The 24,322-nt window shown below is 65.8% G+C and carries 18 protein-coding genes; 10 read left to right on the top strand and 8 right to left on the bottom strand.

What is annotated here, in order from left to right:
• Positions 1–51 precede the first annotated feature (51 nt).
• Both NE857_RS09655 and NE857_RS09650 read right to left on the bottom strand, forming a co-directional pair.
• A complete protein-coding gene (locus NE857_RS09655) occupies positions 52–2,634 on the bottom strand; it encodes a protein kinase domain-containing protein (protein ID WP_254420683.1) in 2,583 nt (860 codons plus the stop codon).
• Between the two features lie 1,863 nt (positions 2,635–4,497).
• On the bottom strand, positions 4,498–4,776 hold the full coding sequence (locus tag NE857_RS09650) for an ArsR/SmtB family transcription factor (protein WP_425572177.1): 279 nt from the start codon (positions 4,774–4,776) through the stop codon (positions 4,498–4,500).
• A gap of 244 nt (positions 4,777–5,020) precedes the next feature.
• On the opposite strand from NE857_RS09650, the gene NE857_RS09645 reads away from it, so the two are divergent.
• A complete protein-coding gene (locus NE857_RS09645) occupies positions 5,021–6,067 on the top strand; it encodes an LLM class flavin-dependent oxidoreductase (RefSeq protein WP_254420681.1) in 1,047 nt (348 codons plus the stop codon).
• 462 nt (positions 6,068–6,529) lie between these two features.
• Entirely contained in the window at positions 6,530–9,412 is a 2,883-nt protein-coding gene (locus NE857_RS09640; RefSeq protein ID WP_254420680.1) for an ABC transporter substrate-binding protein, read from the top strand.
• A gap of 137 nt (positions 9,413–9,549) precedes the next feature.
• On the opposite strand, the gene NE857_RS09635 is transcribed toward NE857_RS09640, so the two are convergent.
• On the bottom strand, positions 9,550–9,795 hold the full coding sequence (locus NE857_RS09635; protein WP_301184352.1) for a GntR family transcriptional regulator: 246 nt from the start codon (positions 9,793–9,795) through the stop codon (positions 9,550–9,552).
• A 158-nt stretch (positions 9,796–9,953) separates the two neighbouring features.
• Here NE857_RS09635 and NE857_RS09630 point away from each other — a divergent pair, with 158 nt between their 5' ends.
• Both NE857_RS09630 and NE857_RS09625 read left to right on the top strand, forming a co-directional pair.
• Positions 9,954–10,316, top strand: coding sequence for a hypothetical protein (locus NE857_RS09630; RefSeq protein WP_254420679.1), 363 nt, complete (start codon positions 9,954–9,956; stop codon positions 10,314–10,316).
• Positions 10,316–10,666 carry a hypothetical protein gene (locus NE857_RS09625; RefSeq protein WP_254420678.1) on the top strand — a complete coding sequence of 117 codons (351 nt, stop codon included), beginning with the start codon at positions 10,316–10,318 and terminating at the stop codon, positions 10,664–10,666. The genes NE857_RS09630 and NE857_RS09625 overlap by 1 nt, the downstream gene beginning before the upstream one ends.
• A gap of 59 nt (positions 10,667–10,725) precedes the next feature.
• Here the strand turns inward: NE857_RS09625 and NE857_RS09620 are convergent, their stop codons facing one another.
• The 4 genes from NE857_RS09620 to NE857_RS09605 form a co-directional block, all read right to left on the bottom strand.
• Entirely contained in the window at positions 10,726–11,220 is a 495-nt protein-coding gene (locus NE857_RS09620; RefSeq protein ID WP_254420677.1) for a hypothetical protein, read from the bottom strand.
• 1,567 nt (positions 11,221–12,787) lie between these two features.
• Positions 12,788–13,126 carry a hypothetical protein gene (locus tag NE857_RS09615; protein ID WP_254420676.1) on the bottom strand — a complete coding sequence of 113 codons (339 nt, stop codon included), beginning with the start codon at positions 13,124–13,126 and terminating at the stop codon, positions 12,788–12,790.
• Positions 13,127–13,636: 510 nt separating this feature from the next.
• The gene (locus NE857_RS09610; protein WP_254420675.1) at positions 13,637–13,882 is read right to left on the bottom strand and encodes a DUF7683 domain-containing protein; all 246 of its coding nucleotides are present in this window, start codon (positions 13,880–13,882) and stop codon (positions 13,637–13,639) included.
• A 381-nt stretch (positions 13,883–14,263) separates the two neighbouring features.
• Entirely contained in the window at positions 14,264–15,337 is a 1,074-nt protein-coding gene (locus NE857_RS09605) for a TIGR04222 domain-containing membrane protein (RefSeq protein ID WP_254421924.1), read from the bottom strand.
• Between the two features lie 1,275 nt (positions 15,338–16,612).
• Between NE857_RS09605 and NE857_RS09600 the strand changes: the two genes are divergently transcribed.
• The 5 genes from NE857_RS09600 to NE857_RS09580 all read left to right on the top strand — a co-directional run bounded on the left by NE857_RS09600 (position 16,613) and on the right by NE857_RS09580 (position 20,641).
• Positions 16,613–16,825: a hypothetical protein gene (locus NE857_RS09600; protein ID WP_254420674.1), complete on the top strand. Its 213-nt coding sequence runs from the start codon at positions 16,613–16,615 to the stop codon at positions 16,823–16,825.
• Positions 16,822–17,934 carry an OmpA family protein gene (locus tag NE857_RS09595; RefSeq protein ID WP_254420673.1) on the top strand — a complete coding sequence of 371 codons (1,113 nt, stop codon included), beginning with the start codon at positions 16,822–16,824 and terminating at the stop codon, positions 17,932–17,934. Before NE857_RS09600 ends, NE857_RS09595 begins: the two co-directional genes overlap by 4 nt.
• A gap of 8 nt (positions 17,935–17,942) precedes the next feature.
• A complete protein-coding gene (locus NE857_RS09590) occupies positions 17,943–18,470 on the top strand; it encodes a hypothetical protein (RefSeq protein ID WP_254420672.1) in 528 nt (175 codons plus the stop codon).
• 447 nt (positions 18,471–18,917) lie between these two features.
• Positions 18,918–19,598: an aggregation-promoting factor C-terminal-like domain-containing protein gene (locus tag NE857_RS09585; RefSeq protein WP_254420671.1), complete on the top strand. Its 681-nt coding sequence runs from the start codon at positions 18,918–18,920 to the stop codon at positions 19,596–19,598.
• Positions 19,599–19,852: 254 nt separating this feature from the next.
• Positions 19,853–20,641 carry a GNAT family N-acetyltransferase gene (locus tag NE857_RS09580; RefSeq protein WP_254420670.1) on the top strand — a complete coding sequence of 263 codons (789 nt, stop codon included), beginning with the start codon at positions 19,853–19,855 and terminating at the stop codon, positions 20,639–20,641.
• Between the two features lie 171 nt (positions 20,642–20,812).
• On the opposite strand, the gene NE857_RS09575 is transcribed toward NE857_RS09580, so the two are convergent.
• On the bottom strand, positions 20,813–21,214 hold the full coding sequence (locus tag NE857_RS09575; RefSeq protein ID WP_254420669.1) for a hypothetical protein: 402 nt from the start codon (positions 21,212–21,214) through the stop codon (positions 20,813–20,815).
• Positions 21,215–21,445: 231 nt separating this feature from the next.
• Here NE857_RS09575 and NE857_RS09570 point away from each other — a divergent pair, with 231 nt between their 5' ends.
• Positions 21,446–22,918 (top strand): pentapeptide repeat-containing protein, encoded by a 1,473-nt coding sequence (locus NE857_RS09570; RefSeq protein ID WP_254420668.1) that lies wholly within the window; start codon positions 21,446–21,448, stop codon positions 22,916–22,918.
• Positions 22,919–24,322: the final 1,404 nt, after the last annotated feature.

The raw sequence follows: 24,322 nt of genomic DNA, 5'->3' as shown, positions 1-24,322 counted from the left end.
ACCCGGAACGGGCCCCGGCTGGGGCGGGCGCACCGCCCGTCCCAGCCTCTCCTAGCTCCCCGGATTCTGTTCCTGGCCGAAGGACACACCCCGTTCGAAGGTCCACTCCACGGTGCTCTCCCCGACCTTCTCCTCCCTGCTCTCCCCGGTGTTCCTCTCCGTGCTCCCACCGGAGCTCTCCGGCGGGCTCCCCAGCGAGGCCCCTCCGGTGCCCTCCTCCGAACCGAGCGGTGCGGTGGCACGCGGTTCCGGCGCACTCCGCGCGGCGAGCCGCTCGTCCGCGGACATCCCCATCCGGTCCCGGACCGTCCCGGCCCGGTCCGACGGCTGAGCCTCCACGCTTTCCCGCAACCGGATCCGGTCCGACGGGCTCAGATCGAGATCGTCCTCACCGAAGTACTCCGGAGCACCCCCCGCGCCCGAACGCACCCCCGGCCCGGCGGGGTCAGAGACCGAGAGGGGAGAAGACGGGGACGGTTCCTGGGACGCGGGCGCGGTGGCCGAACCCCCCGGATGCTCCTGCCCGGACTCGGATACCGCGGCCACCGCGTCGCCGGACCGCGTCGCGGCGCCCCTGCCCCCGTCCCGGCCCGGCCCGACTGGCGGCCGCCCGCCCTTTTCCGTCCGCTCGGGCAGGTCCGCCGACTTCTCCCTCAACCTCCTGAGCGCGCGCTCGTGGTCGTGGGCCATCACCAGACCGATCCCGCCGAACAACAGCCCGATCACACCCGCCACCACGGCCAGGAACGTCAGGCTGTTCCACACCGTCCCGACCGCCACGGCCAGGGCCACCAGAGTCGCGCCCAGCCCGTAGAAGAAGCGCACCAGCAGCTTGGGGTCCCTGCGCTCCAGCCTGGCCAGTTCGCTTCGCGGGTCCTGCGGAGCCGGGTCCGGGCCCGAAGCGCTCTCCTCCTGCCTGATCCGCTCGGCCAGTTCGCGGAAGTCGTCCCGGTGGGCGCGGAAGACGACGGCTTCCGGCCAGGGGTCGTCGGAGTTGCCCACGGCGCGGTACACCTGGTCGCGTTCGGAGCACTGCGCGATCCCCTCGACCGCCCAGGCCGCCAGTTCCCACCGGTCGCACCGGCTTCGGGGGTCCGTGGCCAGAACGTGGACCAGGTCGCCCCGCTGGTCCGGTGGGATCGGGGTGGGGGTGAGCCCGAACCCCTTGCCGAGCTGCTCCAGCCACGCCTCGCAGTTGCGCAGCGAGGCGAACATGGCCCTGGTCTGCCGGGCGACCCGGGCATAGGGTTCGCAGCCGCCCGTGGCCGCGCACTCGTGGTCGCTCGCCACGCAGTGGTGCCGGCTGAAGGGCTCGAGGAGGTTGCCCTGTTCCACCAGCCGGAGGAGGCGCCGGTACTCCTCGCCCCGGTAGGGCCAGCTCCGCCCGCCCCGGGTGGCGAAGAGCGCGCCCCAGGACATGTCGAGCTTGTCGAAGATCGGCGGGAGGGCGGGGTCGAGGTCGGCGATGAGGTTGGCGGCCTGGACATCGGCGCCGCCCCAGTCCTCCGGCAGCTGGCCGATGGTCCGACGGGCCTGTTCGTGCGACTCCGGCAGCCAGCGCAGCAGGTCCTGCCGGAGCGGGGCGTTGCGCAGGAGGGCCAGCGCGGTGTTCCAGTCGCGCTGGATGTCCAGGGCGAGCGCGGCGGCGCTGGAGTAGGACTCCCCGCCGATCTCGAAGAGCTCGTCCCGGTCCGGCGGCGCCTGGGTCAGGCGGGGGATCGCGGTGATGTCGATGGTGCCGCTGCCCTGGCCGATCTGGTTTCCCAGGGCCAGGATGTCGAGGTCGGAGCGGCCGGTGTAGCCGGGCAGCCGGTCCTGGGGGTGTCCCCCGCCCGGTTCCGCCACCCCGAGGAGAGTAGCCAGGAGCCGCTGGGAGGTGGGGCGCAGCTGGGGGTCCTTGTACAGGCACCAGCGCACGATCGACGCGAGGCTGTCGGGCAGGCCGGTGAGGTCGGGTTTCTCGAACAGCACCTTGCGCAGGGTCACGGCCAGGTTCTCGCCGGTGAAGATGTCCTTGCCGGTCCCGGCGAAGGCGATCACCGACCCCCAGGCGAACACGTCGATGGCGGGGGTGACCCTGCTGCCGAGGAACTGCTCGGGCGCCATGTAGCGGGGGGTGCCCAGGAGGGCGCTGGCCGAGACCGGGCTGTTCTCCAGGGCTCGGGCGATCCCGAAGTCGATCACCCGGATCCCGTCCGGCGCGACCATGATGTTGGAGGGCGTGAAGTCGCGGTGGACCACGTCCGAGGCGTGGATGGCGGTGAGCGCGGTGGCCGTGGCGACCGCGATCCGGTAGAGGTCGCCCTCGTGCAGGGGGCCGCCGTCCTCCTTTCCCGAGTGCACGAACTGGCGGAGCGTGGGGCCCTCCACGTACTCGCTGGCCACCCACGGCGGGTCGCCGTCCGGGGCCGCGGCCAGGACCCGCGCGATACAGAAGTCCACGACCCGCATGCTGTGCTCGACCTCGGCTCGGAACCGCGCGCGGAACTGGGGGTTGTCGGCGTAGTGGTGGTGCAGCACCTTGACCGCGGCGAGCTGTCCGTCCTGGCCGCGTCCGAGGTAGACCGTGCCGAACCCGCCTCTGCCGAGGACCTCCAGGAGTTCGTATCCGCCGAGTTCGTCGCCGATGTTCACAGGGGGTCTCTCCTAGCTGGGGTGAGCGCAGAGTTCGGAGTCAGCACTGGGTCTTGAGCGAGCACTGGGTTTGGAGCGAGCACTGGGTGTTGTCGTGGGCAGGGCGTCTTCTCTGTGATGTGACGCACTCCAGGCGCGTTTGGTGCTGCGGGGCGTTCGGGCATGCGGGCCCCGGCCGCCCGGCCGCGCGACCCGGACCCCACCTGCGCTTCTCGGACAGTGGGCCTCCTCCGACGATGCCCCGGAGAGCGGCCCTCATGCGCATGTCGCATAGAACAGCCGCGGCGGGCCCGGAGAGCTCGACGCCGACCCCACGGTTGTGGCAACGGTGGTTGTCAGCCGCTTCCGGTGTTGGTGCTGACCGCTATCTCCGGCGACCGTGGCCCCATGAGTGCACCAGCACCCAAAACCGCAGATCTCGCTTTTACCTCCCGCACACCCCGGATAATCCCGAATCAGCTTCTATTGCATTCTTTCGGGCGGCAATTTAAAAGGAATTCCTGTTGCTCCGAGATCGTCCGGGAGCGGAGATCGGATGCGAGGGCGCGGCTCCGCCGTCGGCCCTCCGGTCGGCACCCACCCGTGCGGCGGGGGAACCAGACGCCCGTCCCACCCCGTGAGACAACCGCCGATGTGTCACTCCGAGGCGGTGAGATCAACGGAAACAGCCGGGAACGACCCCGCTTCGGAGTCCCAGGGGATCCCGGGCACCGACCGAACCAGCCGGCACTCCAGGGACAGCACGGGCAGGACCGCGACCCTGCCCGGCAACGGCTGTCCGGTCACCACTTCATCCGCTGACCCAGCGCCTGACCAGCCGCACAGCCCGACTCCACCGCCACAATCCAGCCCGGGAGACACCTCACTCCCGTCAGGAGATCACTTATGGCACCAAACCACCAACAAAAGTCGGATCGGTTCGTACCCATCGACCAATACGGACAGCCTTCTGACTCAGTACGAGCGCGACCACCGACCTCGCCGCCCCATCAAGTTGGGGAATTGCTGCGGAAAGGCTGCGGAGCACCGTCCCCCTCGGGCATACTCAGAGCGTCGGCCACCCGGCCAGCGCAGGCTTTGCACCTCGAGCCCGCGCCGACCGCGGTGTCCACATGATGCATTACGTCGTTCCGTGCATTCGCCCGTTTTCAGGGACCGTCGGATGGTTCGCGTTCACCGTTCGCCGGGCCCAAGAGACCGGGGCAGAATGGTTTGGAGAGGCGATAGAGTGCATCTGCGGGGTCCCGCTTTCCCACGTTCGTCACACGAGGGAGGCGCGGGTTAAACGGGGAGATGCTTTGTGGAAGTTAAAAGTCTAGGGGGACTTCCACGAAGGCGGATCCCACCCACACGAGTGGCACTGGATTCGGGGGAATTCACGTTCGTCAAGCACGTGGATGTGCCACTCGTCGACAAGGGGTCTCCGGCTCCTCTGCTGCCTTCCTGCCGCAAGGCCCAAGGAAGGGAAAAGGGGAACAGAGGATTCGGAGGCTCCGGTCTCACAGGGGGGTGGATGCCCCTCGCCCCTGACACAAGGGGGAAATTCAGGGCTGAGGGACGTCCTCTGCCGCGGCCCCGGTCCGGGCCGGCTCGTTCGGAGCCGCCCTTGGCCGGGGCCGCGGCCTGTCTTCCGTGATTCGCATAGCTCCGTGGCCGGGATCGGGGATCCGCGACCGAGGGCGGGGTTCCGCGGCTGAGGGCGCGGCCCGGGGCTGAGGGCGCGGCCCGGGGCTGAGGGCGCGGCCCGGGGCGGTGGCCCGCCCCTGGACGAAAACCCTTACCGGGCACGGGAACTCGACAAGGCCGACCTTCGTTGCGCTTGACGTGAATGAAGATATGACGCGTCTGCGCCCCGAGGGTCGCCTAGTGCCCGTCCCGGCAGCTCAGGACCGTCTCCAGCAACCCGGGGAACCGCCCCTCGAACTCCTGGTCGCGCAGCGAGACGAAGCAGCGGGTGCCCTCGGTCCGGTTCTGCACCAGACCGGCGTTGCGCAGAATCTTCAGATGATGGCTCAGGGTCGACTGCGCGATCGGCAGTTCGATGTCCTTCCACGCCCGCTCACCCTCGAACTCCGCGAGCATGCACACGATCCGCAGCCGCGTGGGTTCGGCCAGCGCGGACAGGACCGTGACCAGATCCACTTCGGACAGGGCCGGATGCCCGTACCCCTTCGCCGTCCCCTTGGGAGCCACGACCCCACCTCCATTTCCGCTGCCCCGCAGCCGTTTCGAGCGTCCGGCCGAGGGCCGGACCGCCCCACCGAGTCCCTCCCCTCGGCCGGGCCGACGGGCGAACGGGATTTGGTGTGCGTTCAGCGGCGAGTGTACCGTCAATGTTCGATGTTCGTCGATCATCGAATAAGCCAGGCCAGTGGGGGTAACTGAGATGACGGAAGCAGCTGGAACAGCCGAGACCACGAACCCGAAGCTCGCGCTGTCCGTCCTGGACCACGCCAGCATCGTCGAGGGATCCAACCCCGGCGAGGCCCTCCGTGACGCCCGCGAACTCGCGCAGAACCTGGAACGCTGGGGCTACACCCGCTTCTGGCTGTCCGAGCACCACAACATGCGGGCGATCGCCAGCGCCGCCACCTCGGTCTCGCTCGGCTTCATCGCCGAGGGAACGTCCACCATCCGGGTGGGTTCGGGCGGTGTCATGCTCCCGAACCACTCCCCCCTGGTGATCGCCGAGCAGTTCGGCACCCTGGAATCCCTCTACCCGGGGCGGATCGACCTCGGTCTGGGCCGCGCGCCCGGCACCGACCCGCGCACGATGCGCGCGATGCGCCGGGACAACTCCGCCTCCTCGACCTTCCCGCAGGACGTCCAGGAGCTCCGGTCGCTCTTCGAGCCCGCCAGCCCCGGCCAGCCGGTCCGCGCCGTACCCGGCGAGGGCCTGCGGGTGCCGCTGTGGATCCTGGGCTCCAGCCTGTTCGGCGCCCAGCTCGCCGCGCACCTGGGCCTGCCGTACGCCTTCGCGTCGCACTTCGCGCCCAGCGCGCTCTACGACGCCCTGGCCGCCTACCGGGAGGACTTCACCCCCTCGGAGCAGGCCCCGAAGCCGTACGCGATGGCCGGGATCAACGTGGTGATGGCGGACACCGACGCGGAGGCGAAGAACCTGTTCACCTCGCAGCAGCAGGCCTTCCTGGGCATCATGCGCAACGCCCGCGGCCTGCTCGCACCGCCGGTGGAAAGCTCGGCGATGGACACCATGTGGCGCCCCGGGGAGAAGCAGCAGACCGAAGCGATGCTGCGCTACTCCTTCGTGGGCTCCCCCGAGACCGTGAAGCCGAAGATCGAGCAGTTCGTCGCCGACACCGGCGTGGACGAGCTGATGATCTCCTCGATGATCTATGACAAGAAGGCCCGCTTCCGCTCTTATGAGCTGCTGGCCGAACTCTTCGACCTGGAGGCGCCCGCCGGGAGCTGACCGCAGGTCGAGACAGAGCCCTGACCGGGGGTACTGGTCAAGGGTGCGGGACCGGGCCAGGCAGGGCCCGGAACCGTTTCCCCCGGTCACCGGGGTGCGGGGCGGGGTCGCCACAGACCCCGCCCCGCACTTGTGCCCGGACCCCGGGTTCGGGCCCTCACTCCGGCCATGCGGAAGGCGCATGAGGCCTGGCTGACCTGACGGGGCTGCCGTTTCCGCTGTGCCCGCACCTTCGATCAGGTGCACGGCTCGGGTGCACACGGGCAGGTACGCGTGGGTCCGCGCTCGGGCCCCAGTCACGTTCGGCGGCCCCGAACCGGCGGGATCTACCGCGCCTGGTTCGTTACGCACAGAAACCGTCGGCTAACCTTGGCGCGACCGTCGGCGCCGCTGCCCCCGCGCTGCCCATGTTCCCGGCCTGGAAGGCAGGCTGTGCCCCTCCCCTCCCCCGACACACCCCCGATGACCCCGCTGGAGTCCTCCGACCCGCGCGCGATCCCCCCGTTCGACATTCGCGGCAGGCTGGGCGCGGGCGGTATGGGCGTCGTCTACGCCGCGCTGTCTCCCGAGAACCAGTGGGTCGCCGTCAAGGTGATCCGCCCCGAGTTCGCCGGTGACGAGGACTTCCGGCAGCGGTTCACCCGCGAGGTCCAGCTGATGAGCCGGATCCGGGCGCGCTGCATCTCGTCGGTGCTCGCCTACGAAACCGCCGCCGAGCAGCCCTGGTTCGCGACAGCGTTCCTGCCCGGCCCCACCCTCGGCCAGCGGGTACGGCGACAGGGGGCACTGCCCGAGGCCAAGGCACGGGTCCTCGCGATGGGCATGGCGGAGGCGATCGCGGCCATCCACGCGTCCGGGGTCGTGCACCGGGACCTGAAGCCGTCGAACGTGATCCTGGCTCCGGACGGACCGAAGGTGCTCGACTTCGGGATCGCCCGCGCCCTGGACGGCACGCAGCTGACGCGGACCGGCGGGCTGATGGGTTCTCCCGGGTGGATGAGCCCGGAGCGGTTCAGCGGCGGGGCGGGGCCCGAGGCCGACGTGTTCTCGTGGGGCGCGCTCGTGGCCTACGCGGTGACCGGACGTCCGCCGTTCGGTACCGGCTCGGCGGAGGAGCTGATGTTCCGGCTGCTGAGCGGTGAACCGGACCTGAGCGGGGTGCCGGAGAGCCTGCGCGAAGTCGTCACCCGTGCCCTGGCCAAGAATCCGGCGGACCGGCCGACCGCCACGGAGTTGGTCCGGGCGCTGGCGGCTGGGGGCGGTGAGGGCCACGTTCCGAATTCCCCGGACGAGATGGCCACGATGGTCGGCGCACTCATCGACCAGGACTGGTCCTGGACGGCCCCTTCTGTCGCTCCGGGAGCCCCTGTCTCCCCGGCTGCCCCGGCTACCCCCGCTCTAGGCGCTCCAGGGGCCGGAAGCGTTCCAAGCGCTCCGATGACCGGTGCCGCTCCGGGCGCTCCGGCGACCGGATCCTCACCCGACCGTTCGCACGCCTCCGTCCCGCCTGGCCCCCACACTCCAACAGGTCCCCGTGCCCCTTCGGGTCCGCGCACGCCCGCGCGCCTGCACACCCCACCGGGTGTCCAAGCACCCCCGGCGCCTTCCCCGGGCGCTCCCAGGGCGAAGGGCTCCCGCATGCTGGTGGGGCTTGCGGCCACCGTCTCCGCCCTGCTCATGATCGGCGGGGTGACCGGTTGGCTGCTGCTACGCGAGGGCCCCGACCCCACCGGTGATACGAGCAGCGGCGAGCAGGTCGCCGGGGGCGAGGGCCCGGGACTCCCAGCGGAGGCGGCCGAGGACCAGTCCGACCCGTTCGTCTTCGCGACCGCCGAGCGGATCTCCAGCCCTGACCCGTTCCTGGCCAGCGACGAATCCACCTTCCGCTTCAGTCGGCAGGTGTTCGAGACCCTGCTGCGCCACGATCCCGCCGACGGTCAGATCGTCGGCGGCCTGGCCGAGAGCTGGGAGCACTCCGACGACGGCACCGAGTGGACCTTCCACCTCCGTGAGGGCGTGCGGTTCCACGACGGCGATGAGCTGGACGCCGCGACTGTCTGCGCCAACTTCGACCGCTGGCACAACACCACCGGCGTCTATCAACAGACCGAGTACACCCGCTACTGGCAGTCGGTGTTCGGCGGGTTCGCCGAGCAGACGGGGTTCAACGAGGCAGAATCCAACTACCGTTCCTGCCGGGTCGTTGACGACCTGACCGCGGCCATCACCGTCAACGAGTACACCCCGGCACTGCCGGGCGGCTTCACCTATGCGTCCTTCGGCATCATGAGCGCCTCCGCCGTGGCGGAGTTCGCGGACGATCCATTCGTGGGTCCCCTCGGCGACTACTCGAACCCGGGGGCCCTGGCCGGGACCGGGCCGTTCCGGATCAGCGAGTGGGACCGCTGGGAGGCAGTGGTCACCCTGGAACGGTTCGACGAGCACAGGGACGGCTCCGCGGGGATCGACACCGTGATCATGAGCGCCGTCACCAACGATGCCGCCCGCCGTCAGGCTCTGGAGTCCGGGGAGATCGACGGCTACGAGCGCGCGCTCCCCGGAGACATCGCCCAGCTCGAACGGGCCGGGTTCCAGATGACTTCCCGAGACCCGCACCTACTCTTCTACCTGGGTTTCCAGCCGGAGGCACACGAGGCCCTGAAGGTTGCGGAGGTCCGCGAGGCACTGGCTCGTGCTGTCGACCGACAGAGCATCGTCAACACGGTGATGACCGGAGACAGCGAGGTCCCCGCCCAGCTCGTGCCCGAAGCCGTCAACGGATGGTCCCCGGATGCACGGACCATCGAACACTCACCGGAAGCGGCCGAGGAACTGCTCTCGGACGCGGGCCACGGGGACCTGACACTCGACCTGTGCTACCCGAACGACATCTCTCAAGTCTTCCTGCCTGACCCCGAGGCGACCCAGAACCTGATCACCCAGGACCTGGAGGCCGTCGGAGTGACGGTAGAGCCGGTCACCCTGTCGCGGAATGACTTCTCCGACAGCGTCCGGTCCGGAGACTGCGCGCTGTACCTGCACACCGCGTGGGGCAACCAGAACGACACCCTCAACTTCCTGAACTCCTACTACTTCACCCTCGACCAGTTCTCCGAGGCCGGGGCCGACGATCTCGCCGAGGCCTTCGACGAGGCCCGCAGCCTCCCCGGCCAGGAGCAGCGCCGCGCCGCCTACGAGGAGCTGAACGAGCAGCTGATGGAGTTCCTACCGGCGGTGCCGATCGCCGCTTTCTCTGACGCCACTGTCTACTCGAAGGAGATCGAACCACCGCAGGCGGGCCCGCTGCCCGGCCACGAGAACTTCGCCGAGATCTTCTGGAAGTAACCGGGCGGCAGGTAGCCGGGGTGAAGGGGCAACCGCCCGAGTCAGGTGCCCTTCCCCGGCGCGACGAACGTCCCCCGCTGCGGCAGGGGCACCGCCTCCCTCCTCACGGAGAAGGGCGATGGCGCGCGGGGATGCGGTCAGCCCGCGTCAGCCTGCCGCTTCACGTACGAGCCCATACCGCTCTGCGTCCGGATGAGCCCTTCTGACCTCAGTGCCCGGTGGACCTTCTGGCCAGTTGAAGTACTGATGCCGAACTCTTCCTGCAACTGAAGCACGCTGGGCACCCTCCCACCCGGCGGATAAGTGCCATCGGAGATACGGGCACGCATGATGTCAGCCACCTGAGTCCATCTGGGCTGGTCGTCCTCAAATTCGAATGCCATCCCAGGAAAGGTAGGCATGTTCACCTGGATAGCCAAGATGTTCCACGCCTACCAAGGCAACCATGGTAGGGGTATGCTATGTCTTGACTCACCCACAAAGTGGCCCGGCGGTGCTACCAACACCCCGGGCCCGGTCAACCTGAAAGCAGCAGGCAGACATGGTTACCCTACTGGGCTTCTTTGCCGTGCTCGCACGGCTTTTCCGGCCGACGCGCGGTGCCCACACCACTCCGTTCGGCTACCTGTGGGAGCTGGGCGCCGAAGCCCGACGCAACCGCTCCCGGCGGGTTCGGCGGTACGTGGAGGAGCTCGTGCCCTCCGGGCACCTCGCAGCAGCTCCCCCGGCTCCGACGCCCTCGACCCCTGAGCCCCGAATCCCCGAGGCTCCTACTCCCTCGATTCCCGCGCCTCGGCCGCCCGCCGAGGACACCCTCAACGACGAGTACCCGCAAGTCGCGATCGTGCGCGGCCCCTACCTGGCATGGGAAGCCCGGCAGTCCGCTCTGGCGGGGGTGGCCTAGTGAACGAGCACACCGAAGCGCTCGCCGCGCGGCTCACCCAGCTCCTCAACGACCCCGAGACCTGCGCTGACGCGGTCATCCGGCTGATCTCCGCCAAGGCGGTCTTCGGCTACCTCGACGACGCCCTGCGCTCCGGTGACGACCTGCCCAACCGCTGGAGCGCCCGCAACGGCCACCTCTGCGAGTTCCACGAGATCACCGACCACTACGACGCCCTCTCCGAGGCCCTCCGGGAGACCGGTGAACACTTCACCTGCTGGCGCGCCATCGCCAAGGCCCGGGACCGGTGGGCCCTGCTGAAGGCCGCCATGGTCTCCGGCTCCCCGCTCCCCGAACCCTGGAAGCGCTGACCCCCGACTCAACATCAACACCGTGGCCCCGCCGGGAACCGTTCCCGGCGGGGCCGCGGTCAGTGGCCCTCTGTCCGCCCTTCCTGTTCCCGGGTGGCGATGCGGTCCAGTTCTCTACGGGCCGGTCCGCTGAGGGGGATACGGCGCCACCACCAGTTCTTGGTGACCCTGCCCTCCACCTCGGGTTCGGCGAGGGCCAGGCGCTCGGTGTCGTCCTCCTCCGTCAGGGAGCGGAACCGCGCGTCGGCGTCGGCCAGGGCCGCGTCCACGCCCGCGGTCCGTTCCGTGCCCAGGGTGGTGATGCCCCGGTCGACGAAATCACGCAGCACCAGCGCGGTCACGAGGTCGTGGACCCCGCAGGCCGAGGGGTCGGAGTCCGATAGTTCGAGGTCGTTGCGGAGCCTGCGGACGTGCGTGTGCCAGGCGCCGAGCAGGCCCAGAAGGCCGAACTCGTGACCGGTGGGGATCCGGACCGGGAACTGTTCGAGCCGGTCTAGTTCCCCAGGGGCGAAGTAGCGGAGAAACCACTCGCCCGCCTCTGGTTCCGCGGCCATGGGAATCCTCCTCGGTTGGGTCGGGACAGGGGGTCGGTCGGGTCGGCGAGTACCAACCGCGGTCTCGGGTGCTCTGAACGCCTTGATCACCAGGGCGCGGCCGGTGATCCGCGCCTGCTCAGCGATGTGCGCGGTGGGGCGCTGGTTTCCGCCTCATCTCCCACCCCCTGTCTCTTACGCAGGTCACCCGCTCCCCCGGTTCACAGTTCGGGCGTACTCCCCTGGAGGAACCGTCCGGATCATCGGGCCTACGGCCCTCCCGTTCGCAGATTATGCGGCCGATGCATCTTTTCCTATGCGTCATCCGCATCCGAGACATCGATGCGAATTTCTGACACCGGCGCCTCGCCAGCCGGAGCTGCCCGGAACCGGATCGCGAGCCCGTTTTCATCGACAAAAAGGACTTCGCCGGAGCATCCGGACCCGATCCGAGCAGCGCGGGCGTATCGAGGTTCCGAATCAACGACCTGATCGCCCGCCAGCCGAGGATGAGACCTTATCTCTTTCCCGAAAACAGCCCCGACCCAGTAGCTGTGGGTGTACAAATGACTTCGGAGGGGGATGCACGGCCTCGGACGCTTGGGAGGGGGTCCGATGTTCGTGCCTCAAGCGCCCTTTTGAAGGAACTCGACTCACCTCGCCGAGGGGCTTAGGGGGAGTTTCCCGGCGCTCCGGTCGAGACGCTTCGAGGGCCTTGTGGTGCGGCCGACCACAACTTTGACACCAGGTTGGCCGCACCACCTCCACCACCTCCACCACCTCGCGGCGACAGGCACTCAACCGATCGCACATCACCTTTCAGGCTTCTTGTCGGTCACTGCCCAGGACAGCGAGTCCCCAGAGGTTAGTTCCCATCGAAAACGCGGAAACTCCAAAAGCACACCGTTGACCTCACCAACACAGTTCCGCGTCGGCAGGACCGACAGGATCTCACCGGCCCCCTCACCCACCGGTCCCGGCAACGCGACGAATTCCCAAGACTCCTCCGGCCACGCCCAGGCAGGCAACCCCGGCCAGTCCCCCCGCGTCACCTCCAGGGTCCAGTCTGTCCTGTTCCACAGCAGGAACGACCCGCCTTCCGCTATGACCAACTCGACCCCCTGAGCTGACCCGTTCATGGGTGACGGATCTTCGCGAAACACGACCGCGAAGGCGGATTCGACTACCTGGCCAGGGGCTAGCCCACAATCATCGTTGAACATCGCACTCCGCACGCGGCCGATCCCTTCTACAGACCCCTCCGCGACCGCCTGCCGGAGGGACCCCGGTCTCTTTCGGCACCCGCATTAGCCTGGAATTGGCCTGGATAGGCCACGAGCATGCCCCACAGCTCACCCAGGATTCAGACTGCGAAGGCCGCAGCGCGAGGATTGCAGTTCACGCATCTGAACGCCCCACGGAACCTGATCAACTTTCTCAACAACTCGAGGGGACCTCAAGAGCAGGATGTGGACCACAAGCTAGGGGTCATGAGCGGAGCACTAATCGAGTGACCGACACGCGCACGAGCTCGCAATTCCAAGAAGGTCCACTCACTCAATCTCCGCAACCACCTGCATCAAATAAATCATTCCCCAACTGATTCATCCTCTCCTCCATCAGGGCTCACGAGGCCATCATTTGAGTCTGCGAACTCCACCTCACCAGCTCTATTAATCGTAACGGGAATCATGCTTCGCCCGCTCTCGGAAACCAGCCATGCAAAGATGGGTTCAGTTTTCCCCTCGTCCCCCCAGAAAACACTCCAACCCCCTCCGGGTAGAACCGCAGAAAGCTTGTTTGCTTTTTCCAAGTGCGAAAAATCATCATAGTCACTAGCCGCTCGCAAAAAACCCTTTTTGACATCAACCACCAATGCTGCCCCGTCGCCCTCACGCCATGCCTCGACCCCCAGAGTCCTACCCATAGTGGACTGCGTTCCAGAGAATATCGCAACCCAACCAGTAGAATTTAAATATCGCTCCATAAAATCACTCCAGCCAGAAAGCCAACAAGCAACCCAGGACTCATTGCATCAAAGTTACACAGGGAAAGCTTTGATTAACTTACCATTGTCATCGACGACGACCCTGATTGCGGTAAGCTCACGCCCTCCATTTACCGAACCAGAAACACCAACAACATTTCCAAAACCCCACTCGTACACCCACCCCGGACGAGGCTCACCAGTCTTCGGGTCGGGTGAATTTTTACGTGGAGTTCCACGGTAGACTACTTCGGCGATTCTATTCTTTACTTGATTGTTCTTCCCCCTGAAGATGCTGGCTTCAGCATCCACGTCCTTGCCTCCAGGGCGATGTCGATCTACTACTGATCTTTGATTAGGTGTTTGACGGAAGGGGAAGGGATCCAGGATCGAACACCCCAGGGGTGAAATTCCTCCGGGCCACACGGCCCTGACCGCTGTCTATGTACTTCAGGTAGAGGTAATGGTTCCCTCGCCAATCAAGTATTCGCACTTTTCTGGAGACGTTTTCAGGCCGAATCGTTCTGAGATCTCAGCGAGAGCGGAGTCGGGGACATCAAAAACGCCCCCACCCTCGACATCGTTCGCCCCCACCCAGGAACTCACTTCAGCATGCGAAAGCCCGGGAAGTACATAGTGCCCGAGGTAGCGCTCCGAGTCGCGATCGAACTCATCAAGCACCCATTCAATGACCACACAAGCCTCCTTCAGGGCCCGGGCGGGCCGGGGTCAGATCTTCGGCGCACCCTTCTCCGACCGGACGGCGAGGCTAAGCAGGAAAACGACCCCGGCGCGATCGCCTATCCGCGCCAGGAAGAAGGTGGCGCTTCTCACCCGAGGGCATACTCTATTTCCTCAGGCGAGAGTTCCAAGCCGAATCGGTTCGCGAGTTCGGTGAGGGAATCTTCGGGAGTGTCATAAATATCCTCGCCCCCAGATCCGGCAATCCCACGTAATAGGCCGCATCATCGTCCGAGAGCTCGAAGAGCCTGTGGCGCTCGCGGTATTTACCGGAATCGCGGTCAAAGCCGTGCAGGACCCACACCCATTCACGCATTTCTCGTCCCTTCATCTGGCTCAGGAACCGCCGTCTCCTCCACCGCCGCCGTCACCTGAGCTGCCGCCGGAGTCGCCGCTGGAACCTCCGCTGCCCCCGTCCACTGAGCAGAGTTGGGCCATCTCGCACAGGCTGTTCCAGTCGAGCTCGAAGCCCTCCCGCGGTTCCGGGGTCTCCTCCCCCACTGAGTAGGAGCTCTCCTCGACTACCTCAGCCGACCCGGAATGAGTCACCACCCGCACGGCGGCATCGCTGTCACCGACGCGCTCGCGCTGTCTCGGCCCGGCTACCTCGCCCATCAGGCCGAGTCCGACCACGGCCGTGTAGTTCAGGGCCACCTCACGCACCATCGCCCGCCCCCAGGCGCCGCTGATCGCGTAGGTGCTCTCCGCCTCCCGGGCCACTTCCCGCCCAGCAGTGGTACTGGTGGAGGTCTTCCGACCGCCCCGCACCAGGTACAGCCCCAGGGCGAGGCCGTTCACCGCCGCGAGTACACCACCGAGCACGGTGAGCGCGATCGTCCACTCGTTCATCTCCTGGGCGTTCATGAGCACCACGCCCGCCGCGGTCAGACCCCAGCCCGCGTAAGAGAGTTTCTGTGCGTACCAGCCGCCGTCATGGAAGTCGGCCAGCACCTTGACGAGCTCACCGGAATGCGCGATCAGCTGGCGTCCCGCGAGCTTCTCCCGGACCAGGTCGATCCCCCAGCTGAAGGTAGCGGTCTGGATCATCCCGCGTGCGGTCAGGCCGGTCCGGTCCTTGAACGCCTTGACCAGATCCCGGCGGACCGGGTCCTTCTCAGTGACGTAGGCGTTGGAGGGGCCGACCAGGGTGAAGAACCCGCCGCGTGCCTGGCGTCGGATACGACCTGACAGGAACAGATCCATGAGCGCGACCTCACCGACCCGGGTCGCTCCGCCCACCAGGTAGGCGAGTTCGGGCGGGGTGAGGTCCTCCGGTTCCGGTTGGCGCTCAGGGGAGGGAACGTCGGAGACCGCCGCGCTGAGCGATCTGCCCGACCTGAACACCTTGAACAGCGGGAACACTCCGACGGCAAGACCGAGCAGAGCCCCCAGGAGGGGAATGAGCAACACGGCGTCCAAGTTCGGACCTTTCTGTCAGATCGACCGCGGGGGCAGACCAGGAGGAGTGGGCTAAGGGGGCTGGTGGGGAGTCGGGGCGGAAGCTGGGGAAGTGAGGGCTGGCAAGATACGGAACTGTAGCCAGCTTGCGAGTTAGCGGAGGTTCCGATATAGGACAGGTGGGGCAGGGGATGGTTCGACCAGGTCAGCGGAGGTCGGAGGCCGAAGCAGCAGATGGGTCAGGGTCGTAGGAGTGCTGGATAATTCAACACCATGGGGTGGATAATCCCGCGATGGCCTGGGCTTTTATTCCAGCTCAGTGACGGGCCGCAGACGGATTGCCCTCGCACTGCCTGTCAAGTGCCTCCCACAGCCCTGCTAACGAACCGGGGAAACGCCCGGAGGCCGAAGAAAGACCCCGAGAAACCTCGTTCACCTGGTCTTTCCCTCAACGAGAGGTGAACCCGAGTTGCTTTGCTGCTGACTCGAACCGAGAATTTCCTTGGCCACATCCGGCCACACTTGGGGTGAGCGCAGGGTGGCATGTCCGATAGTGGTGTGGCACAGGTTCGGAGCACCACCATGCACGGAAGCCGGACCTACTGGTCCAGTATGGGTTTCCGGGTTCTGCCCAAGGGGGTTGACCAGAGGTCTAGAGACGGGCCCTACGATGAGCCCGCGAACGCGAGGAGGTGACCGCGATGATCGAGCACCGAACAGGGAATCCTACCTATACCTATGCAAATCAGAACAGGATTGGACACCAGTCCGCAATGACCGTGCCCTCAACGCGACCCATCCGCAAGTGGGCTTTCGAGCAGACCCCCCGCTTGGAAAACGAACATCAGCACGCACGTCTTCGTTGGCTAGCCCCCTACCTGGGCTTTGTCCTGCCAGGAAAAGTTTCCGCTTCTTGCGTCGATGACCACTGTTCCCACGCCTCTGACACTGGGGCCATCAGTCAGGGTTCACAACCCCCATCCCCACCCCCTGACACCGACCGTAACCATGTTCGACACCTTGGGCTGGCTGGGCTAATACCCGTCGGGCACAGCCCTACCCGCAGACGAGTGGATCCAGACGAAAGACCCCGCCAAAGATCCTCGTCAGCCTGCCTTGTCTTCCGAAGTGAAGAACCCTCATCCCTCCGCTGCGGCCGAGGGAAAACTACCCGCGCCCTGATCTGGGACTTGGGTCAGTTTCCGCATGTTCGAAACGCGCGAAACGAACGACACCGGCAGCTTTCCAGAAGTGGCGCACGCACTCCCACCTCCAAGGAGTCTTCCGGTGAACTTCACGAATAAGGCCTGGGTCAAGCTCAGCACTCTTTCCGTGCCTCGCAGGAATCGGGACAAGGACGAGGGAGCAGGGTTCGTCGAGTACGGCGCAATCCTGGTGTTTGTTGCACTGATCGCGATGATGGTCATGAACGCTGGAATCGGAGCCCGCATAGCCCAGGGAATAACCAGTACCATTGACGGCGTTTTCAGGGCCCCGTGACGCGAGAGAAGAAGGAACGATTCGATCAGACTAGCCAGACGGACGGGAAGACTTTGCCCCCCAAAAGAAAATCTTCTCAAAAGGAATCAGGGAAGCATCTGTGGTCAGGCATAGCAGCCTCCCTGATTCTTCTTGCTTCAGCTGGCTGCGTCATCGGGACCGAGGAACCCCCCGAAGCACCACAAGCACCCGAAGCAGGGTCGACAGATTCCCCGAACTCGCCCACCCCGGACCTAGAGGACGGAGAGTTCGAAACGATCGTCAGCTCTACCTCCACAGCCACCGATATCGGCTCTGATCTCCAGATCGACATCAACGCTCTGGAGAGACTGGAGAATGATCTCCTCCGGCTCCGGATCAGCATCACCAATAATTCATCCGATAGTTTCAACGTAGGATACGGCCTTGCTAATGATTTCGGATGGCAGACCGCAAGCAACATAAGCCTTGTCGATGATGTCAATCAAAAGCGCTACCTGAGCCAGAGTCTCAACGACGGCAGCTGCTTCTGTGACACCCTATCGGGCCCCATCGAAAGCGGAGAGACCGAGACCCTCTGGGTCATTTTCCCAGGAGATCAAGGAAACCTGGATAGAGTTACCGTCACCACTCCGATGACTGCCCCCTTTTTTGATATCCCCATCAACGATGTCCCAGAGTCCGTTGAAAACAATAATCTGGATGAGGCCCAGATTCTCGACCTCACCCTTATCTCTGACAGCATCGACGAAGATCAAACCGGGCGAACAGAAAGCGGAGACGAAGTCAGCATCATTCTCTCTTCTGACGTCCTCTTCGAAACGAACGATTCCGATCTCAGTGATGAGTCCCAAGAGATTCTGAAGCAAGTGGCACAAGAGATCGACGATGCGAGCTCATCAGTTGTCTCAATCGACGGCTATGCCGACAACACCGGGGATGACTCCATCAACGCCCCGCTCTCAGAAGAGCGAGCCAACAGTGTTGAGTCCGCTTTGGCCAACTTGATCACCCGGCAGGGTGTCACGTTCGAGGTCGAAGGCCATGGATCCGCCGCCCCCATCGCTGACAACAACACCGAAGAGGGACGTGAACGCAACCGACGGGTCAGCGTCACGTTCGAGAAGTAGGCGCAACAGTGAAGAAAAGTCTCCAAAACTCTGGGATTGCCGTGCTAATGTTGGCACTTCCCTTCGTCACAGCTTCGAGCGCTCTGGCTCACCCTGCCCCGAAGACAGAGAACTTGGACTCCCTAGGAACTGCCGGTTCCAATGATTCGATCAGCTCCGGGCTCATAGCAGAGGCCAACGCAGCGGAGAGAAACGAATCAGGGGACCTTCTCTCCGTGACCTGGAGTATCGAGAACAGCGGCAGCACACAGGTTGTCTTCAACTGGCCATACGGAACCACGTATATGTACCACAACCCGAACTCATATTCGGGTGTGACGGTCACTTCCTCTGACGAGGGCAAGCGCTACCACCCGCTGATGGACAGCGAGGGCAATTGTCTCTGCTCGGGCAACATAACCATCGACTCCAAGAGCGAAATCGCCCCTGGAGAGAAGGTCGCCTACTGGTCCATGTTTTCCGTTCCTACTGATATCGATGAGGTCGACCTCGAGATCCCTGGCTTTGACGTTATTGAGGGAGTTCCCATTTCCTGAGCCCCTCCCACACCAACCCACCCGCACCTGCCTTGACCTGTGATTTTTTCGAATCAAGCCGAATTTTAAGCGCCCACGAAAGAGCCAAAGAACGGGCCACCAAAGGTCAACCACACCCATGCCCCTACACGGCAAACAGAAAAACTGGGCATTGGGGGGGCTGCTGCCAGCGGTTTTTCCAACCCGCCTTCGCAGGCCACGATGAATCAAAAAGATATCACCCAATCATGAACAGCGATGGCTCTTTCCTTTAATCGGGAGACCACTATTTGGATACCAAGAAATTTCTAATGCCAGGCGAACAGATTGCCTACTGGTCAATGTTTCCTGTGCCTGGGCAAGTTGATTCGATCGACCTGGAGATTCCGGGGTTCGACCCGATCGCGGATATTCCTATATCCTGAGTTCTGCCCCCAAGATCACTCCTGAACTCTTCTGGAGGCGGAGTTGTCCACCCCCCACGCTCCCAAGCTCGGAGACGTTCGACGACCCTCGTCCGGTCGGCCCCCCAGCCGTACGGATGAGCTCGACCGCCCGCCGCGGGTTACGACCTGGCTGGACAGCGTGCTGCGCGGGTTCCGTCCCGCGCGTACGGGCGAGCACGACAGTGGAGCGGCGTTCTTGGAGACTGCCGGGGTGATCATCCTCGCCGGACTGATCATTACGGCCGTGTACACCTCCGGGGTGAGCTCCACCTTCAACGAGGGGGTCCGGCAGATGGTCTGTCTGGTCAACGGCCCCGGCTGTGGTGAGGAAACGTGGGTGGACGAGGAGCGCCCGGACGAGCCCGAGGAGTTCGAGTGGGGTACGGGGAACTCCAACCTCAGCGATAACAAGAACCTCGGGATGCAGGCGGCCGCCGCCGATCCGTACAACTGGACCGACCAGGAATGGACCTGTCTGGACAGTCTGTGGAGTCAGATGTCCTCCTGGGACCCCAATCTGGTGGACCCGACAACGGGTGCACGCGGCATCGTCGGCTTCAACCCGGCTCTGCACGGCTCGATGCCCGACGGCTTCCAGGGCAGCGCCTCAGCACAGATCAGCTGGGGACTGAACCACATTCAGGAGTCCTACGGCACCCCCTGCTCGGCATGGCGCTACTGGCAGAGCACCAAGACCTACTAGCTGGTCATCCGGCGTCGGCTACCTGCCGAGTATCCACGCCTCACGCTCCGCCAAGCCCTGTCCCGAAGCCGTGTCCCGGCCTGTCAGGGCCGATCCGACGGGCAGGGTGAAACGACCAGGGGCGGAATGTTCTTCCTGCACCAGTAGCCAGGTGGTGGACGGCCTGTGCACAGGCACGGAAAAAGCACCTGCGGGCACCCCAGCTGACCTGTTTGGATGGCTCCTCATGAAGCCGATGTCCGTCCCACCGAGCAGTGAATCCGACCTGTCGCTCGCGATGGAGCAGAATCTCGCCGAGCACGCCTGTCCACCTGCACCGAAACCTGAAAGGTGCGTCCGTCACCGAGACCGGCGATCTGCTGATCGCCGACAGCGGTCTCGCCGATGACACCTTCAACATCGTCGCGGCGGCCCGTTTCGCCCCGGGCACCGCCCCGGCCCGCGCAGCAGAGACGGTCCGGTCCCTGGCCGCCACCGGCCGTCCCTTCTCCTGGTGGGTCGGCCCCGCCTCCGCACCGGGAGGTCTCTCCGGGTGCCTCGAGGCCGTCGGCCTGGAGGCGTCGGAGACCGAGGCGGGCATGTGGAGGGATCTGCGCGGTCCTCTCCCCGAGGCGCACGCTGACGGTCTGGAGATCCGTCTGGCAACCACCCCGGAGCGGCTCGCTGACTACGCCACGGTCCTCGCGGCGAACTGGGACCCGCCCGCCGCCACGGTGCGCCGGTTCTTCGCCGACGCCGCCGATCTGGCGCTCGCCGCCGACTCCCCCGCCCGCTACCTGGTCGGTTATGTCGACGGCCGTCCCGTCTGCTCAGCCGAGGTCTTCCTGCACGCGGGCGTCGCCGGGATCTACAACATCGCCACGCTCGCCGCAGACCGCCGCCGCGGCTACGGCGGCGCCATCAGCCTGGCCACCCTGCACACCGCCCGCGACGCGGGCTACGAGACCGCGGTGCTGCAGGCATCCGCCGACGGGGAACCCGTCTACCGCCGCCTCGGGTTCGCCGTCTGCGGCCGCTTCACCGAGTACGCCATCACCCCCTGACACGGCGCGGCAACCGTTTCGCCCTCATTCCAGACCAGTGAAACCCGCACTGTGGTTCGGCGAGAACGTCCTCTCGGCCCCGGGGTTGGGCATGAGCCCTGGCAGAAACCTCCGTCGTCCGGACGACCCGCACTAGCGAAGGAAGGTGAAGAGCCCGCAGGCGCACGTCGTCTACCATCCGACTTCTTGTGTCACGGCCCATACCGAAACCCGCTCCCCCTCAGGGAAGCTGAACACCACACCGCGGTCGACGTTCTCGCCTGGCTTGGCCGAGGTGCATCTGCGGGGTTCGGCCAGTTCCGCATCCCCGATGAAGTGTCGATCGTGCTGTTCCTTGGGCAATTCGCCCATGGAGACAGGCAAGTAGTTTCCGATCTTCCCGCTCCCGTAGAAGGCCTTGGCGTCCTCTTCACCAGGCAGAGTGAAGGTGGCGACATACTTCCGAAGCGAACCGGAGCCACCCACGGAGAACACCTCCACGGACTCGGCGGACTCAGGGATCTCAGCGCCGGAGAGCTCCTCGAAGTCACTCGGCTCAGCTGCCGCCGTGGGCTCAGGAGAAGGCGCGCTCACTCCCCGCCCTCGGAGCAGCCCACCAGAAGCACAGCGAAAAGCACGGTCAGGGTGAGTGTGCTGCCTTGCGAAGGAATGGTGCCCCCACGTTCTCGTCTTCTGTTGGCTCTCTCCGGAGTGCTGATCGGGCACAGATTACCGACGCGCGCCGTTGCCGGACGGAAAATGGCCGGACCCGGACCAGGACCCGGGAAGCCACTGGCCCCGGGCCTTTCGGTTAGCCTGCCCCTCATGGAAAGCCCCCCTTCCTACGAGCCCGGCACCAACGCCGATGTCAGCCCCGAAGCCGCCTCCAGCGCCTCCAGCGCATCCGCTGCCGACCGCCCGGGCAGGTCCGTATCCGTGCGTGCCCGGGTATCGAACGCCGTGCGCTGGCTGAAGGTTCAGACCGAACCTCACCTGGCCCGCTTCCGTTCCTGGCTGTCTCCGGCGCGTGGCATCTGGCTGGTGGTCCTGGCGCTGAGCGCGTCGGCCCTGTTGATCGCGGGCATACGCCTCCTGCTACCGGCTCTCGCCTGGGTGGCAGCGCTCCCCCGGTTCGGGCTGGTGGCCTGGGCCGTGGTCGGTCTGGTCGGGACGACCGTCGCGCTCTTCCAGTTGAGGGATCTGCAAGCCCCGCAAAAGGCGGACCGATCCGCCCCGAAACAACCCCTGCCGCTGCCGGTCCTCATCGCGCTGGTGATCGTGTCGGTGAGTGTTTCGGTCGGGCTGATCATCGCTCTGGCCTGGTGGGCCATGGGCGCCAGGGTCCCGGTTGCCCCGGACGAGTTCACGGTCGGGCACCTGAACGCGATCTCCATCCGGGCCTTCGCCGTCGTGGCCGGGCTCGGAGCCACCGCGCTGTTGGTCATCAACTACCGCCGCCAGCTCACCACCGAGGCCGAGTCCCGGCGCGGAGAGCTCAAGCTGTTCGACGAGCGGTTCACCAACGCCTACACCGAGCTCGGCAACGAGAACCAAGCCGTCCGGTTGGGGGCCGTCCACGCCCTGGCCAACCTCGCCGACGACGCTCCCAAGGACCGCGAGGACCTGGTGCAGACCGTCATCGACGTCCTGTGCGCCTACATCCGCATGCCCTACGCTCCGGCCCCCGAGGAACCCAGGGAGGGCGAGTCACCGGCCGCCTGGACCCGTTACCGCGAGCTCAAGCAGGAGTTCGAGTCCACCCGCGAGGTCCGGCACACCATCCTGCGGATCATCGGCAGCCACCTGCGTGAAGAAACCCGCTGGCGGGGCAAGAACTACGACTTCAGTCAGGCGGTCTTCGACGGCGGCAACTTCGCCGGGGCCAGGTTCACCGGCGGGCGGGTGAACTTCAGGGGGGCGACCTTCGCCGGCGGGCACGTCAACTTGATCGAAACCAGGTTCACCGGCGCACACGTGAGCTTTATCGACACGCGCTTCACCGGTGGAGTCGTCTACTTCAGCGAAGCCCGGTTCCACGGTGGGCAGGTGGAGTTCAGAAGAACCGAGTTCGACGGTGCGAAGGTGCACTTCTTCGGAGCGGACTTCGCCAGTGGAGTCGTGAGCTTCCCCGGGACGCGGTTCACCGGTGGGCTGGTGGACTTCGGCGACACCACCGATAACCCCGCTAGAGGAGTGGTTCCGGTAGGGCTGACGGAGGCGGTCTCACGCGGCACCCCGGGAGTCGTCCACCTCCCACCGGAGTGGGAAGACGGCCGGGGAGACCCTCCGACGTTCTGAAGGCCCTATTCTGTCGGCTCTCCGGGGCCTCACACCCCCTCCGGGCACCCGTGGCATCCACCTCTCCAGAGACATGCTCCGGGCACAGGAAACCCCTCACCCTCTGCGACCTGGACTTTCCCCACGGTGGCCGGATTCGGCCACCGGAACTCCGTCTCAACCCACGATTTTTTCCAGAAACTCCGGCAGAGTGTCCATCACAACCAACGTCGCGTTGCTCTCGGCGAGACGTTTTAAGTAGGACAACCACCGCTAGTTGTTCAACAGAAACAAGATTCCGCTTGTTGAGAGTACAGAACCAGCCAGCGGGCCGAAGTACGAGTCCTCCACCTCGTCAGGAACACGTTTTGGAACCTCTACGCACCAACGCACCGCGGGCGGCCCTCACCGCCGCGCAGGCTCTGACACACGACGAACCGTATGACCACAAGCCAGGAGACGGCACCGAACCGGGGGGCGGGCCCCGTTTCGGTAGGTCGGGTGGGAGGTGCTCGGGCCTGGAGGGTCTCCGAGCACCCGCCTTCCACCTGATTGCGTCGTCTCCCTCCACCGCTCCCCCGTCCTCGCTCCCGGCTCCACTTGCCGAGGGACGGGGGAGCGGGCCCCTCCACCTCGAGGGCTCTCTCCCCGTGGACGGCGAGACCGAACACCCCGTTTCCGGGGCCGCCGCCGTACGAGTGCGCGGCACGGCACCGGAGGCGGGTGCGGGGACCTGTTCGGAGTTGGTGGCCCGGATGGGGACCTACAGGTGGAAGCCATGGGCCGCGAGCAGGTGGGCCCCTCGGCCCGAAAACGGACGGAACCCGTGGTTCGAAAAGCGCTGACCGCACCCACCATGACCTGAGGGCGGCCCCCTGAGCCCGGAACCCTGGGCTCGGGTCCGCACACGCGGTCTGGCCGTCCTACCGCATGTGCCCGGGCCGCCCTCCTCCCGCGCCCTCCCCCGCACTCTCCCGGTCAGCTCAGACCGGACTCCCCGAGAGTTCGGGGGAGGGCGCTCCCCTGTCTCCCTGCCCGCGGCCTGACTCCTCCCCCGCTGCCCCAGGCGGGGACACTGACTCCCCTCCCCCACTGGTCCCAGGTGAGCCCCGTTAGCCGGGTTGTCCACAGACCGGCCGGATCCGGCTTGTGGCGGGTCGGGGTGAGCACGCATGCTCGATATCGGGGGAAGCTTCGCTTCCGCCCGCCTTCGCATGCCCAGAACCCACCCCTGAGCCCCGCCCCACCAGCCTCGGAGACCCGGGCCGCCCGCGGGCCGGTTCGACGAACGCGAGGGCTGCGTCAACCACGTCGAACAGCCCGTTCTTCGAGCAGCCCGGTGGCCTGTGCCCCGGTGCGCCGCTTCCGGGCCTGGCTTTCCAGTTTCATGAACTCGCCGCAAAACACCAACAGGGTGCGGCAAAC

The sequence above is a fragment of the Nocardiopsis exhalans genome (assembly GCF_024134545.1).
Lineage (GTDB): Bacteria > Actinomycetota > Actinomycetes > Streptosporangiales > Streptosporangiaceae > Nocardiopsis > Nocardiopsis exhalans.
Note: the sequence above shows the minus strand (reverse complement) of the source record. Positions and strands in the feature narration are given on the sequence as shown.

What these genes read in the sequence shown, in the direction of transcription:
- NE857_RS09645 (WP_254420681.1), top strand. Translation starts at nt 5,021, where the DNA reads ATGACGGAAGCAGCTGGAACAGCCGAGACCACGAACCCGAAGCTCGCG.
- NE857_RS09640 (WP_254420680.1), top strand. Translation starts at nt 6,530, where the DNA reads ATGACCCCGCTGGAGTCCTCCGACCCGCGCGCGATCCCCCCGTTCGAC.
- NE857_RS09635 (WP_301184352.1), bottom strand. Translation starts at nt 9,795, where the DNA reads ATGGCATTCGAATTTGAGGACGACCAGCCCAGATGGACTCAGGTGGCT.
- NE857_RS09630 (WP_254420679.1), top strand. Translation starts at nt 9,954, where the DNA reads ATGGTTACCCTACTGGGCTTCTTTGCCGTGCTCGCACGGCTTTTCCGG.
- NE857_RS09620 (WP_254420677.1), bottom strand. Translation starts at nt 11,220, where the DNA reads ATGGCCGCGGAACCAGAGGCGGGCGAGTGGTTTCTCCGCTACTTCGCC.
- NE857_RS09615 (WP_254420676.1), bottom strand. Translation starts at nt 13,126, where the DNA reads ATGGGTAGGACTCTGGGGGTCGAGGCATGGCGTGAGGGCGACGGGGCA.
- NE857_RS09570 (WP_254420668.1), top strand. Translation starts at nt 21,446, where the DNA reads ATGGAAAGCCCCCCTTCCTACGAGCCCGGCACCAACGCCGATGTCAGC.